The sequence below is a fragment of the Aerolutibacter ruishenii genome (assembly GCF_007830115.1).
In the GTDB taxonomy this organism is placed as follows: Bacteria; Pseudomonadota; Gammaproteobacteria; order Xanthomonadales; family Xanthomonadaceae; genus Aerolutibacter; species Aerolutibacter ruishenii.
Map to the genome: position 1 here is coordinate 45,378 of NZ_VLKP01000001.1, position 13,083 is coordinate 58,460.

At 69.1% G+C, this 13,083-nt stretch carries 14 protein-coding genes; 8 read left to right on the forward strand and 6 right to left on the reverse strand.

The window, feature by feature from the left end:
* Both IP93_RS00255 and IP93_RS00260 read left to right on the forward strand, forming a co-directional pair.
* Positions 1–555, forward strand: coding sequence for a cob(I)yrinic acid a,c-diamide adenosyltransferase (locus IP93_RS00255; RefSeq protein ID WP_144810879.1), 555 nt, complete (start codon positions 1–3; stop codon positions 553–555).
* Positions 556–558: 3 nt separating this feature from the next.
* Positions 559–1,479, forward strand: a complete 921-nt coding sequence (locus IP93_RS00260; protein WP_144810881.1) for a histone deacetylase family protein — start codon at positions 559–561, stop codon at positions 1,477–1,479.
* 87 nt (positions 1,480–1,566) lie between these two features.
* Here the strand turns inward: IP93_RS00260 and msrB are convergent, their stop codons facing one another.
* Positions 1,567–1,980 carry a peptide-methionine (R)-S-oxide reductase MsrB gene (msrB, locus tag IP93_RS00265; RefSeq protein WP_144810883.1) on the reverse strand — a complete coding sequence of 138 codons (414 nt, stop codon included), beginning with the start codon at positions 1,978–1,980 and terminating at the stop codon, positions 1,567–1,569.
* Between the two features lie 118 nt (positions 1,981–2,098).
* Between msrB and lptD the strand changes: the two genes are divergently transcribed.
* The 6 genes from lptD to IP93_RS00295 all read left to right on the forward strand — a co-directional run bounded on the left by lptD (position 2,099) and on the right by IP93_RS00295 (position 9,228).
* Complete coding sequence (gene lptD, locus IP93_RS00270; RefSeq protein ID WP_425480002.1) at positions 2,099–4,498, forward strand: LPS assembly protein LptD; 2,400 nt, start codon at positions 2,099–2,101, stop codon at positions 4,496–4,498.
* Positions 4,495–5,817: a peptidylprolyl isomerase gene (locus IP93_RS00275; protein ID WP_144810886.1), complete on the forward strand. Its 1,323-nt coding sequence runs from the start codon at positions 4,495–4,497 to the stop codon at positions 5,815–5,817. Before lptD ends, IP93_RS00275 begins: the two co-directional genes overlap by 4 nt.
* Position 5,818: 1 nt before the next feature.
* The gene (gene pdxA, locus IP93_RS00280) at positions 5,819–6,811 is read left to right on the forward strand and encodes a 4-hydroxythreonine-4-phosphate dehydrogenase PdxA (RefSeq protein WP_144810887.1); all 993 of its coding nucleotides are present in this window, start codon (positions 5,819–5,821) and stop codon (positions 6,809–6,811) included.
* Complete coding sequence (rsmA, locus tag IP93_RS00285) at positions 6,808–7,695, forward strand: 16S rRNA (adenine(1518)-N(6)/adenine(1519)-N(6))-dimethyltransferase RsmA (RefSeq protein ID WP_144810889.1); 888 nt, start codon at positions 6,808–6,810, stop codon at positions 7,693–7,695. The genes pdxA and rsmA overlap by 4 nt, the downstream gene beginning before the upstream one ends.
* A gap of 128 nt (positions 7,696–7,823) precedes the next feature.
* Entirely contained in the window at positions 7,824–8,207 is a 384-nt protein-coding gene (gene apaG, locus IP93_RS00290; protein WP_144810890.1) for a Co2+/Mg2+ efflux protein ApaG, read from the forward strand.
* A gap of 10 nt (positions 8,208–8,217) precedes the next feature.
* Positions 8,218–9,228, forward strand: coding sequence for a symmetrical bis(5'-nucleosyl)-tetraphosphatase (locus IP93_RS00295; protein ID WP_144810892.1), 1,011 nt, complete (start codon positions 8,218–8,220; stop codon positions 9,226–9,228).
* Positions 9,229–9,240: 12 nt separating this feature from the next.
* On the opposite strand, the gene IP93_RS00300 is transcribed toward IP93_RS00295, so the two are convergent.
* From IP93_RS00300 to IP93_RS00315, 5 genes are all read right to left on the reverse strand, one after another.
* A complete protein-coding gene (locus IP93_RS00300) occupies positions 9,241–9,735 on the reverse strand; it encodes a dihydrofolate reductase (protein WP_199747038.1) in 495 nt (164 codons plus the stop codon).
* Between the two features lie 2 nt (positions 9,736–9,737).
* A complete protein-coding gene (locus tag IP93_RS15725) occupies positions 9,738–10,532 on the reverse strand; it encodes a thymidylate synthase (RefSeq protein WP_199747020.1) in 795 nt (264 codons plus the stop codon).
* A 3-nt stretch (positions 10,533–10,535) separates the two neighbouring features.
* Positions 10,536–11,393, reverse strand: a complete 858-nt coding sequence (gene lgt / locus IP93_RS15730; protein WP_199747021.1) for a prolipoprotein diacylglyceryl transferase — start codon at positions 11,391–11,393, stop codon at positions 10,536–10,538.
* A 148-nt stretch (positions 11,394–11,541) separates the two neighbouring features.
* Positions 11,542–12,033: a TPM domain-containing protein gene (locus IP93_RS00310; protein ID WP_144811482.1), complete on the reverse strand. Its 492-nt coding sequence runs from the start codon at positions 12,031–12,033 to the stop codon at positions 11,542–11,544.
* Between the two features lie 12 nt (positions 12,034–12,045).
* On the reverse strand, positions 12,046–12,960 hold the full coding sequence (locus IP93_RS00315) for a TPM domain-containing protein (protein WP_144810894.1): 915 nt from the start codon (positions 12,958–12,960) through the stop codon (positions 12,046–12,048).
* Positions 12,961–13,083 lie beyond the last annotated feature (123 nt).

Consider the following 13,083-nt stretch of genomic DNA (forward strand, 5'->3'; position numbering starts at 1 on the left):
ATGGGCAACCGCCTCTCGAAGATCTACACCCGCACCGGCGACGACGGCAGCACCGGGCTGGGAGACGGCAGCCGCGTCGGCAAGGACTCGGCGCGGGTCAACGCCTATGGCACGGTGGATGAAGCCAACTCGTGCATAGGCCTGGTGCTGGCCAGCGATGTGTCTGATGACATCCGCAGCCTGCTGACCGCCATCCAGCACCAGTTGTTCGACCTGGGCGGCGAGCTGTGCATCCCCGGGCATGCCGCGATCTTCGACGCCGACATCGATCGCCTGGAAGCGCACATGGATGCGCTCAACGAATCCCTGCCGCCGCTGAAGGAATTCATCCTGCCCGGCGGTGGCGAAGCGGCGGCGCGCTGCCACATCGCCCGCACCGTGGTCCGCCGCGCCGAGCGCGAGGCGGTGGCGCTGGCCCGCGTGGAAGCCGTGCGTCCGGAAGCGGTGCGCTACCTCAACCGCCTGTCCGACCTGCTGTTCGTGCTGGCGCGCGTGCTGGCCAGGGCCAGCGGCCACGGCGAAGTGCTCTGGAACCACGAGCGTCGCAAAGCCTGAGCCGTGCGTGTCTACAGCCACCCCGCCTGCCTGCTGCATGACCCTGGCGATGGCCACGCCGAACGACCCGCCCGCCTGACCGCCGTCATCGAAGCCCTGCGCCAGGCCCTGCCGGCGCTCGACTGGCACGAGGCGCCCCGCGCCAGCCGCGGCCAGTTGCTGCGCGTGCACAGCGACGAACTGCTGGCGCTGGTGCTGGACACCGACCTGCACCTGCTGATGGAACCCATCGCCCTGGACCCGGACACTTTCCTGTCGGCGGGCTCGGCGGAGGCCGCACTGCGCGCCGCCGGCGCGGGCGTCGCCGCGGTGGACGCGGTGATGTCGGCCAAGATCCGGCGGGCGTTCTGCGCGGTCCGCCCACCCGGACACCACGCCACCGACGGCGTGGCCATGGGCTTCTGCCTGTTCAACAACATCGCCGTGGCCGCCGCGCATGCATGCGAGAAACACGGGTTGACGCGGGTGGCCATCGTCGATTTCGACGTGCACCACGGCAACGGCACGCAGGCCATCTTCGACACCGACCCGCGGGTGATGTACCTCAGCAGCCATCAGCTGCCGCTATACCCCGACTCCGGCCATGCCAACGAGCGTGGCGTGGGCAACATCGTCAACGTACCGCTCCCGCCGGGCACCGGCAGCGCGGAATTCCGCCGATTCTGGAGCGGACAACTGTTGCCCGCGCTGGATGCCTTCCGCCCCCAGCTGCTGCTGATATCGGCCGGTTTCGATGGCCATCGCCGTGACCCGCTGGCCCAGATGGAACTGGAGACCGAGGATTTCGGCTGGGTGACCGGGCAACTGGTCGACATCGCCCTTCGCCACGCCCAGGGGCGCGTCGTGTCGATGCTGGAAGGCGGTTATGACCTCGATGCCCTGCGGGAGGCGTCGGTGGCGCATGTGGTGGCACTGCAGGAATGATCACCTTTGCGTGGCCGGCCCGCGCGCATGCCATGGCCGGCTTCCGCCTCGCGCCAGCGCCGGTTCAGCCAACCCGCGTGGAGCGCGTCAGACGTCGCCCGGCCCTTGCGGCGTGAAGTCCAATGCCGCCGAATTGATGCAGTAGCGCAACCCCGTGGGCGGCGGCCCGTCCGGAAACACGTGGCCCAGGTGGGACCCGCAGCGCGCGCACCGGGCCTCGATCCGTTCCATGCCATGGCTGGCGTCCGGATGCTCCGTGACCGCGCCCGCGGCCAGCGGCTGCCAGTAGCTTGGCCAGCCACTGCCCGAGTCGTACTTGGCGGCCGAGCCGAACAGTGGCGCGGCGCAGGCCGCGCAGCAGTACGTACCGGGCTCCTTGTGGTTCCAGTAGCGTCCCGTGAAGGCACGCTCGGTGGCCGAGCAGCGGCAGACCGCGTATTGCTCGGGCGACAGGCGGGCCCGCCATTCGGCTTCGGTGGTGGGCAGGGGTTCGGTGGTCATCGGCATCTCCAGTCCAAGCGGTATCCTGAGGGCGAAAGCGGCCCCTCGCGCGCGTTCATTGCCCGGCGGTGGCCGGATGGGGCAAGCTAGCAGCCGTTTTCGCACAATGGATGAGCGCGTGCGCCCAAGCTTCCGCCTGTTGCCGTTATCGCTCTGTATCGCGATGGCCTTGCCGGCCCATGCCGCCGACGAGCCCCAGGACTGGGGGCTATGTCCCATCGAGGACGTCGTCCCTCCGTTCGCGGACGCCCCGCCGGCCACCGGTGGCGCCGCCTTGCGCATCCAACAGCCGACCGACATCGAGGGCGATGCCCTGAGCGCGAACGAGGCCGGCGAGTCGATCTTCCGGGGCAATGTCGCGCTCAGTCGGGGCGACCAGTTCCTGCGCACCGACACCATGACCTACAACAGCGAGACCGGCAATTATGTCGCCGAAGGCAGTGTCCGCTACCAGGACTCGGGCATGCGCATCGTGGCCGAGCGCGCCGAGGGCAACCAGGAAGCCGACACGCACACCATCCACGACCTGCGCTACCAGTTGACCCAGCGGCGCGGCAACGGCGGCGCGGAGCGCATCGAGATGCACGGCGTCAAGGGCGCGCTGGTGGGCTCGACCTATTCCACGTGCCCGCCGTCGGAGCGCGCGTGGGAATTGCGTGCGCGACGCATCGACGTCAATACCGAGGAGGGCATGGCGGTCGCGCGGGGGGCCACCCTGCGCATCGGCAAGGTGCCGGTGCTGCACGTGCCCTGGTTCATGTTCCCGGTGGACGACCGCCGACGCACCGGCCTGCTGTATCCCTCGATCTCGATGTCGAGCCGCAACGGCTTCGACTGGAAGCAGCCGATCTACCTGAACCTGGCGCCCAACTACGACGCCACGATCACCCCGCGCATCATGACCAAGCGCGGCGGGGCGCTGGGCGGCGAGTTCCGCTGGCTCTACCCGGACGGGCGCGGCCAGGTGTCCGGCAACTGGCTGCCGGACGACGCCCTGCCGCGCAACGAGCCCTGGCGCTACCTCAATGACGTGGCCGGCAACCCGATCCCGGGGGCGACCCTGCCGGACAAGAACCGCGGGCAATTCCTGCTCTCCAACCTGCACGGACTGGGGCCAAGCTGGCACACGCGGGCCGACGTGGGCTGGGTCAGCGACACGCATTACCTGGAGGACTTCAGCAACTCCTCGCTCGGCTTCTCGTCCTACTTCCTGCAGAGCACCGCGGGCCTGTATGGCCGGGGCCTGCACTGGGATGCGGAAATCAGCGCCAGCCACGCGCAACTGGCCGACTACACCCTGGACGAGAACATCCTGCCGTACGACCGCCTGCCGCGGGCGGCCCTCAATTGGTCGCAACCCTTCGCCCGGTGGTTCCAGGCGGGCCTCAGCGCGGAAGCCGTCCGCTTCCAGCACGAGGTGTTCGACGCCGGCAGCCGCATCGACATCAAGCCATTCGTCAGCATGCCGCTGGAAGGCGCCAGCTGGTTCCTGACGCCGAAGGTGGCGTGGCGCTATACGGGTTACCAACTGGACCGGGACCTGGCCGCCACGCTGGGTGACCGGTCACCCAGCCGCAGCCTGCCGATCTACTCGCTCGACGCGGGCCTGTTCTTCGACCGGCATACCGAGGTCGGTGGCGACGCCTACCTGCACACCCTCGAGCCCCGCATCTACTACCTCAACGTCCCTTACCGGGACCAGAGCGGGTTGCCGCAGTTCGACACCAACCCGATGACCTTCAGCTGGGGCCAGCTGTTCCGCGACAACCGCTACACCGGCGCCGACCGCCAGACCGATGCCAACCAGCTGACGCTTGCAGTCACCAGCCGCCTGATCTCCGAGGAGGACGGGCGCGAACGCCTCACCGCCAGCCTTGGCCAGATCCAGTACTACGACGAGAGCCGCGTCACCACACCGGGCGAGATCCCGGTGGAGCGCGGCAAGTCCGCCTGGGTGGCCGACATCGGCGTGGCGCCGAGCGACCGCTGGAGCATCAACGCCGCCTACCAGTGGGACCCCAAGCTGCGCGGCCAGGATCTCGCCAGCCTGCGCGCGCGCTACCTGTTCGGTGACAGCGGCGTCGCCAACCTCGGCTACCGCTACCGTCGCAATACAGGCTTCCGTCCCGGCGTGGACGCGCCGGACAGCAAGGACCTGCTGGAGCAGGTCGACTTCTCCTTCCTGTACCCGGTCACGTCCAACTGGAGCGTGGTGGGCCGCTACTACTACTCGGTCCTGGACAAGAAGGAACTCGAGACGATCGCCGGCGTCCAATGGGAAAGCTGCTGCCTGGCCATTCGCCTGATCGGCCGCCGCTACGTCCGCAACCGCACCGGCGACCTGAACAATTCCATCATGCTGGAGTTCGAGCTGAAGGGCCTGGGTTCGGCCGGCCAGGACACGGAGCGTATCCTGCGCCGTGGTATCCTCGGTTACGAACGTGACGACCTCTACCTCGTGCCGCCGTCCCATGCGACCCGCGGCAGCGTCGACCCCTCCCCCGACCCGAGCCCATGAAGAAACTACTCGCGCCCGTCCTCGCCGCCGCGCTGCTTGCCGCGTCCGTCCATGCCCAGGAAGTCCAGCCGCTGGACGGTATCGCCGCCGTGGTGGACGAGGACGTGATCCTGCGCACCGAACTGCAGCGCGCGGTGGCCAACATCCGCCAGCAGTACGCGGGCCGCGAGGCCCAGCTGCCCCCGGCCGAGGTGCTGGAGCGCCAGGTGATGGAGCGGCTGGTCCTGATGAAGCTGCAGGTTGCGCGCGCCCAATCCACCGGCGTGCGCGCGTCCGATCAGGAAATCGACCGCGCCATCGGCGGCATTGCCGAGCAGAACCGCGCCACCCCCGAGCAACTGCGCGCACAACTGGGGCGCGAGGGCATCGCCTACGCCGATTTCCGCGCCTCGATCCGCGACGAGCTGATGGTGCAGCGACTGCGCCAGCGTTTCGCGCAGAGCCGCATCACCGTCAGTGACGCCGAGGTGGAGAACGCCCTGGCCGCGCAAGGTGCGGGCGGGGTCCAGTACCGCCTGGCCCACATCCTGGTCGGCCTGCCCGAAGCGGCCACCGCCGAGCAGATTGCGACCGCACAGAAGAAGATCGATGGCGTGAAGGCGCTGATCGACAAGGGCGAGATGGATTTCGCGGCAGCGGCGGTGCGCTATTCCGACAGCCCGAATGCACTGGAAGGCGGCGACCTGGGCTGGCGCGGCAATGACGAGATCCCCGCAGCGTTCGGCCGCCTGATCGTCGGCATGAACGCCGGCGACGTGACCGCGCCCATCCGCGGCCCGAGCGGCTTCCAGTTGCTCAAGCTGGTCGAGGTCCGCGACGCGTCGCAGGGTGCGCCCGCCATGGTGACCCAGTACCGTGCGCGCCACATCCTGGTCCGCGTGGACGACGACACCACCGAGGCCCAGGCCAAGGCCAGGATCGAGACGCTGCGTGCGCGCATCGCGGGCGGTGCCGATTTCGCGCAGGTGGCCCGGGACAACTCCGAAGATCCGACGTCGAAGGCTGGCGGCGGTGACCTGGGCTGGTTCACCCAGGATCAGTTCGGTGCCGATTTCGGCCAGCCGGTTGCGGCGCTGGCCGATGGCCAGCTCTCGCAGCCGGTACGCACCCAGGCTGGCTGGCACCTGGTCGAGCGCCTGGAAACCCGCCAGACCAACGTGGGCGACGAGAACCGCCGCGCACAGATGCGCGAGACCATCGGTCGCCGCAAGCTGGAGGACGAGTGGAACCGCTACCTGCGCGAGATGCGCGGCGAGGCCTACGTCGACGTGCGCATCGGCAAGCCCGCCGACGCCGCGCCTCCCGCCAACGGCGGCTGAAGTGGTCGCGCCCCGGCTCGCGCTGGTACCGGGTGAGCCGGCCGGCGTCGGGCCGGAGCTCTGCGTGCGCCTGGCGCAGGAACCACGCGACTACCTGCTGACCGCGCTGGGCGATGCGGCCACGCTGCGGGCCGCGGCCGAACGGCTTGGCCTGCCCCTGCGATTGGAACCGCCCGGACACCCTGGCACCGAGCCGGGCACGCTGGCGCTGGTGGAATGGCCCAACGCCGCTGCAGTCACCTTTGGCCAACCCGACCCGCGCAACGCCCACGCCGTGGTGGGCGCGTTGCTTGCCGCGGCCGATGGCTGCCTGGCCGGCACCTTCGATGGCATGGTGACGGGCCCGGTCAACAAGGCCACGATCAACGACGGCGGGATTCCCTACACCGGAACCACCGAATTGCTGGCCGGGCGCGCCGGCTGCGACGTGGTGATGATGCTGGCCAACGACATCGTGCGCGTGGCCCTGGCCACCACCCACCTGCCCTTGCGCGCGGTCGCCGATGCCATCACGCCCGCCACGCTGGAGCGCGTGTTGCGCATCACCCACGCCGCGATGCGCAGCGACTTCGGCCTGGTCGACCCGGTGATCGCGGTGCTGGGCCTCAATCCGCACGCGGGCGAATCCGGGCACCTGGGGCGCGAGGAAATCGAGGTGATCGAGCCGGTGCTGGCCGCGCTGCGTGCCGAGGGCATGCAGCTCGTCGGCCCGCTGCCGGCGGACACCGCGTTCCTGCCGGGCAAGCTGCGCGGCTTCGACGCGGTGTTGGCCATGTACCACGACCAGGGCCTGCCCGTGCTCAAGTACAGCGGGTTCGAACGTGCGGTGAACCTGACCCTGGGCCTGCCCTATCCGCGCGTCGCCGTCGACCATGGCACCGCGTTCGACCTGGCGGGCACCGGCCGCGCCGACCCCTCCAGCCTGTTTGCCGCGGCGCGGACCTGCGCGGCGATCGCCCGCCGCCACCCGCCCCGACACCGGATTCCGACATGAGCGGCTCCCGCAAGCCCGTCCACGCCACGGCGCGCCACGGCGCGACCAGCGCCCCTGCCAGGGGCTTCACCGAACCGGCCAAGAAGAGCCTGGGCCAGCACTTCCTGGTGGACCGCAACATCATCGGCATGATCGTGCAGGCGGTGAACCCGCAGCCTGACGACCGCCTGGTGGAGATCGGCCCGGGCCAGGGCGCGATCACGTTCCCGCTGCTGGCCCGCCACGGCCGGTTGACCGTGATCGAGTTCGACCGCGACCTGATCTTCCCGCTGACCGAGGCCGCGCATGCCCATGGCACGCTGCGGGTGATCCACCGCGACGTGCTGGAGGTGGACTTCACCGCGCTGGCGCAGGACGAGGGCCACCACGCCGACCCGCGCATCCGCCTGGTCGGCAACCTGCCCTACAACCTGTCCTCGCCGATCCTGTTCCACGCCCTGGAGCACGCGGCGGTGATCCGCGACATGGTGTTCATGCTGCAGAAGGAAGTCGTGGACCGCATGGCCGCCGGGCCCGGCAGCAAGGTCTATGGCCGGTTGAGCGTGATGCTGCAGGCCTATTGCCACGTCACGCCGCTGTTCGATGTACCGCCGGGCGCGTTCCGTCCGCCACCGAAGGTCGATTCGGCCGTGGTCAGGCTGGTGCCGCGTGCCGCCGAAACCATTGGCATCCGCGACCATGCGCTGTTCGCCCGGGTCGTGCGCGACGCCTTCGGCCAGCGCCGCAAGACCCTGCGCAACGCCCTGTCGCAGGTGTGCGGCAGCGAGGCCATCGAGGCAGCCGGCGTGCGCCCCGACGCGCGAGCCGAACAGCTCCCGGTGGCCGATTTCGTGCGGCTGGCCAACCTGCTGGCCGAACAGCGGAGCGCCGCGACGGAAGGATGACGCGCGGCCAGGAACACGGACAGCATCGCGGTGCGCATTGTCCCCATCCAAAGCCGGGACATGCTGGCGGGCGCGATCCGCTGCGCGGGAATGCGCACGTTTCACGGCACATTGCTTACACTGTCCTGATGGAACGCTCCATCGAATACGCGCTGGACATCGACGTGATCACCCGCTACCTCGACGAACAGTCGGAGCCGGAGCAGGATCGCTATGTCTTCGCCTACACCATCCACATCCGCAACAGCGGCAACGTGCCCGCGCGCCTGCTTGCCCGCCACTGGATCATCACCGACGCCAACGGCAAGGTGCAGGAGGTCGAGGGCGAAGGCGTGGTGGGCGAGCAGCCATGGCTGCGCCCCGGCGAGGACTTCGAGTACACCTCCGGTGCCGTGCTGGAGACCGACCTGGGCACCATGCGCGGCAGCTACCAGTTGCTGGCCGACGACGGCACGCATTTCGATGCGCCCATCCCCGCTTTCACCCTGACCGTGCCGCGCACGCTGCACTGAGGTCCACGCCATGACCACCTGGGCCATCGGCGACCTGCAGGGCTGCTACGACGCCACGCAACGCCTGCTGGAGAAGATCCGGTTCGACCCCGCGCAGGACACGCTGTGGTTCTGCGGCGACCTGGTCAACCGTGGCGGGCAATCGCTGGAAACCCTGCGGCTGGTGCATTCGCTGCGCGCGCACAGCGTGGTGGTGCTGGGCAACCACGACCTGTCGCTGCTGGGCATCGGCGAGCGGCGCGAGGAGGAGCAGCGCAAGGTCAACCCGGACCTGCAGCGGATCGTGCTGGCTGAGGATGCGGCAGAACTGCTGGGCTGGCTGCGCATGCAGAAGCTGGTGCACGTGGACCGCAGGCTGGGTTGGATGATGGTGCACGCCGGCCTGTCGCCGCAGTGGACCACCGAGCAGGCCGAGCGCCTTGCCCGCGAGGTGGAGGAGAAACTGCACGGTCCGCAGTTCCAGCGCCTGCTGAAGAACATGTACGGCGACAAGCCCGCGTGGCACCCCAAGCTGGCCGGGATGGACCGGTACCGGGCCATCATCAACATCTGCACGCGGCTGCGCTATTGCTCTCCGCGCGGGCGGATCAGCTTCGAGGACAAGGGCGCGCCGGGCACGCAGCCCGTGGGGCTGTATCCGTGGTACGCGGTACCCGGCCGCGTCGAGCGCGACCTCAGGATCGTGTGCGGCCACTGGTCCACGCTGGGGCTGTTCATCGGCCACGGCGTGCACGCCATCGACACCGGCGCGGTGTGGGGGGGCAAGCTCACCGCGCTGCAGCTGGATGCCGACGAACTGCGCCTGGTGCAGGTACCCGGGCGCGACGTGCCGGCGACGCCTCCACGGCCGCGTCCGCCGTACCATCCCGGTGACCAACAGCATCGCCAAGACCAGGGGCAACGGCCGAACAACCACCGCGGACGCCGCGGCGGTCGCAACGGCCGGCCCCGCGATGAGCGCCGCGACAGCGGCGACAACGTGCCACGCGGCACGCCTGTCGAGCCTGAAAGCAGGAGCTAGGGAGCGCCGGTCTCAGGCGCGTTCGTAATCGACGAACTCGAAGGCGTACGCGTGCCTGGCGTCACCCGGATGCGCCTCGCGGGCGGTGATCCGCCAATCGCCTGCATCGAACCGCGGAAAGTACGCGTCGGCGCCTTCGACCACGGTATCGACGTGGGTCAGGTGCATGCGCGTGGCATGCGGCAGGCACAGGGCGTACACCTCGCCACCACCAATCACGCACAACTCGTCCACCTCCTCCAGTTCGGCGATGAAGCGCGCCTCATCCAGCGAGGCCACCGATTGCATGCCGTCGAACGGCACCGTGTCAGCACGGGTCAGCACCAGGTTGAGCCGGCCCGGCAGCGCGCGCCCCAGTGATTCGGCGGTCTTGCGGCCCATCAGCACCGGCTTGCCCAAGGTCAGCGCCTTGAAGCGCTTCAGGTCATCGGGCAGGCGCCACGGAAGTTCGTTGCCGCGGCCAATGCCGTGCGCACGGTCCAACGCCGCGATCAGCACCAGCGCCACGCTCACACCGCCACCGGCGCCTTGATCGCGGGATGCGGATCGTAGCCTTCGATGGCGATGTCGTCCCAGGTGAAGCCCAGGATGTCCTTCACGTCGGGGTTGAGCTTGAGTCGCGGCAACGCACACGGCTCGCGCGCCAGTTGTTCGCGTGCCTGGTCGTAATGATTGGAATACAGGTGCGCGTCGCCCAGTGTGTGCACGAAATCGCCCACGCCCAGCCCGCACGCCTGCGCCACCATGTGGGTCAGCAGCGCATAGCTGGCGATGTTGAACGGCACGCCGAGGAAGATGTCGCCGCTGCGCTGGTACAGCTGGCAGCTGAGCTTTCCGTCGACCACGTAGAACTGGAAGAACGCGTGGCATGGCATCAGCGCCATCCGCGGCAGGTCGGCCACGTTCCACGCCGACACGATCAGCCGGCGCGAGTCGGGGTTGCGCTTGATCTCGTCGACCACCCAGCGGATCTGGTCGATCTCCTGCCCGTCCGGGCCGGCCCAACGGCGCCATTGCTTGCCGTACACCGGACCCAGTTCACCGTCGGCATCGGCCCACTCGTCCCAGATGCTGACCTTGTGCTCCTTCAGGTACGCGATGTTGGTCTCGCCCCGCAGGAACCACAGCAGCTCATGCACGATCGAACGCAGGTGCAGCTTCTTGGTGGTGACCAGCGGGAAGCCCTGGTTGAGGTCGAAGCGCATCTGCCAGCCGAACACGCTGCGCGTGCCGGTGCCGGTACGGTCGGACTTCTCGGTGCCCTGTTCCAGCACGTGGCGCAGCAGGTCAAGGTAGGGCTGCATCGCTTACGCCCTCGCCACGATCGGCGAACGGCGGGAGAGCCACAGCCAGAACAGGCCCAGGCCGATCAGCGGCAGGCTCAGCACCTGACCCATGGTCAGCCAGTCGAAGGCCAGGTAGCCGATGTGCTGGTCGGGCACGCGCACGAACTCCACCAGGAAGCGGAAGCAGCCGTACAGCAGCGCGAACATCCCCGACACCGCATAACGCGGACGCGGCCGGCTGGAGAACCACCACAGCACCACGAACATCACCAGCCCCTCCAGCGCCGCCTGGTACAACTGCGACGGGTGGCGGGCAAACTGGTCCAGCGCGCCCGTGGCGAACTCGGCCCTGACCTGGTCCGCGCTCCAGCCGGCGAATTCCGGCGCCTGCGGGAACACCACGCCCCAACCCGCCTCCGTCGGCTTGCCGAACAGTTCACCGCCGATGTAGTTGCCCAACCGTCCCAGGCCCAGTCCCGGCGGCACCAGCGGCGCGACGAAATCGACCGTGTCGAACAGGTGCAGCCGGTGCTTGCGCGACCACCACCAGCACGCCACGACCACGCCGATCAGGCCGCCATGGAAGCTCATGCCGCCTTCCCAGGTGCGGAACAGCATCAACGGGTCCTTCAACAGGTCGTCGAACACATAGAAGAAGACATAGCCGATGCGGCCGCCGAGCACGACGCCGAGCATGGCGTAGAACAGCAGGTCGCCGAAGGCCTGCGCATTGACGCCGGGCAACCAGCCAGCCCGCACACGGCGGTTGCCCAGCCACCACGCCACGCCGAAGCCAATTGCGTACATGACCCCGTACCAGCGCACCTGCAGCGGACCGATGCCGAAGGCGACCGGGTCGATATCGTGTAGCAGGATCATGGGCGCTCACGTTGGGGGCAATGGACCGTATTGTGCCCCAGCCACGCAGGGGTGTGTCCGGCGGCGGGCCGGCGCACAAAGGGGTACGACGGGCGCCAGCCGGCCGGTCGCGCGGGAGCGTAGCGCGACGGTGTGTTGCGGAAGCGGGTCACAGCAGGTGCGGCACGTCGGGCAGTTCGTTGCGGTCCACGTCGCCTTCCGCCCGGGGAAAATGCGCCGCGATCAGGTCCGACAACGCGGTCACGGCCTGCGCGACGGCCTGTTCGGGTTCACCCACACGCATCCGCTCTTCCATCAACTGGCACACGCCGCGCCACTGCTCGGCACTGACCCGATCGTCGAAGCCGCGGTCGGCAACTATCTCGATACGGTGATCGGCCAGGAGCAGGTACAGCAGCACGCCGTTGTTGGCCCGTGTGTCCCACACGCCGAGCCGGGCGAAGACCTCGCGCGCGCGCTGCTGCGCACCCATCCCGGCCAGTACCGCGCGCGGATGCAGGTTGGGCTCTACCGCGAAGCAGATCTCGCCGGTATGGCGCGCCTCGCTCGCAGCGATCAGCGCCGCAATGCGCTGCAGCGCGTCTTCCGGGAACAGCCGCTTGGCCGAAGGCGCGAACAGGTGTTTGAGTACTCGCCGCATCATGCCCCCCGCTCACCAGCTGCCAGAGGCGCCACCGCCCCCGCTCATGCCGCCACCGCCCGACCAGCCACCGCCACCACCGAAACCACCGCCACCCCAGCCACCACCGCCTCCGCCCCAGCCACCACCGCCAAACCCACCCCAGCCGCCGTCGCGGGCGTAACGACCGGTCGACGGACTGGCCAGGCCCATGAAGAATCCCACCAGCGCGCCGAGGCCACCGACCACGGCCAGCGACGAAATCAGCCACGCCACGCCACCCGCCGCACCCGCACCGATCACGCCGCGCACGAAACGCGGCGCACGGCCGAACAACGCACGCGCGATCTGCGCCACGATGAAGGCCACGAAGAGCGCGAAGATCCAGTCGCCGCCGCCGTTTCCACGATCCTGGAGGGGATCCACCATGGGGCCAGGCAGCGATTCGCCGTCGATCAGCTTGACCAGCATCGCCGTCGCGTCGGTGATGCCCCCGGCATAATCACCGGCACGGAACTTCGGCACCAGGTATTCCTGGATGACCCGCGCCGACGTGGCGTCGGGGATCGCCCCCTCCAGCCCGTAGCCCACCTCGATCCGCACGCGGCGGTCGTCCTTGGCGACGACCAGCAGCACGCCGTCATCCACTTTTTTTCGCCCCAGATTCCACTGCTCGAACACGCGCACCGCATACTGGGCGATGTCCTCTGGCTGCGTGGTCGGCACCACCAGCACCTGCAATTGGCTACCCTTGCGCTGCTGCAGCGCAAGGGCCTGGGCTTCCAGCGCCTGTCGACTGGCGGCATCGAGCGTGCCGGTGGTATCGACCACCGGCGAATCCAGGGGGGGAATCGGTGCCAGCTGCTGCGCCAGCGCGGCCAGTGGCAGCAGCAGGCCGAGCAGCAGAACCAGGCTGGCAGCACGCCACCGACGGATCCGCGCCACCATCAACGCCGCGCCTGGCGGCACCCCGGCCGCACGCCCAGTCGATGAGGCATGCCCAAGGCCATGCGGCCCCCGCATGCCTCCGCCCCACTTCGCGCCCGCCATGGCCCGCAGCGTCCCTGAGCA

Excerpts from the sequence above, each read along its gene's own strand:
- IP93_RS00255 (WP_144810879.1), top strand. The coding sequence starts at position 1 with ATGGGCAACCGCCTCTCGAAGATCTACACCCGCACCGGCGACGACGGC.
- msrB (WP_144810883.1), bottom strand. The coding sequence starts at position 1,980 with ATGACCACCGAACCCCTGCCCACCACCGAAGCCGAATGGCGGGCCCGC.
- IP93_RS00275 (WP_144810886.1), top strand. The coding sequence starts at position 4,495 with ATGAAGAAACTACTCGCGCCCGTCCTCGCCGCCGCGCTGCTTGCCGCG.
- rsmA (WP_144810889.1), top strand. The coding sequence starts at position 6,808 with ATGAGCGGCTCCCGCAAGCCCGTCCACGCCACGGCGCGCCACGGCGCG.
- apaG (WP_144810890.1), top strand. The coding sequence starts at position 7,824 with ATGGAACGCTCCATCGAATACGCGCTGGACATCGACGTGATCACCCGC.
- IP93_RS00295 (WP_144810892.1), top strand. The coding sequence starts at position 8,218 with ATGACCACCTGGGCCATCGGCGACCTGCAGGGCTGCTACGACGCCACG.
- IP93_RS15725 (WP_199747020.1), bottom strand. The coding sequence starts at position 10,532 with ATGCAGCCCTACCTTGACCTGCTGCGCCACGTGCTGGAACAGGGCACC.
- lgt (WP_199747021.1), bottom strand. The coding sequence starts at position 11,393 with ATGATCCTGCTACACGATATCGACCCGGTCGCCTTCGGCATCGGTCCG.
- IP93_RS00310 (WP_144811482.1), bottom strand. The coding sequence starts at position 12,033 with ATGCGGCGAGTACTCAAACACCTGTTCGCGCCTTCGGCCAAGCGGCTG.
- IP93_RS00315 (WP_144810894.1), bottom strand. The coding sequence starts at position 12,960 with ATGGTGGCGCGGATCCGTCGGTGGCGTGCTGCCAGCCTGGTTCTGCTG.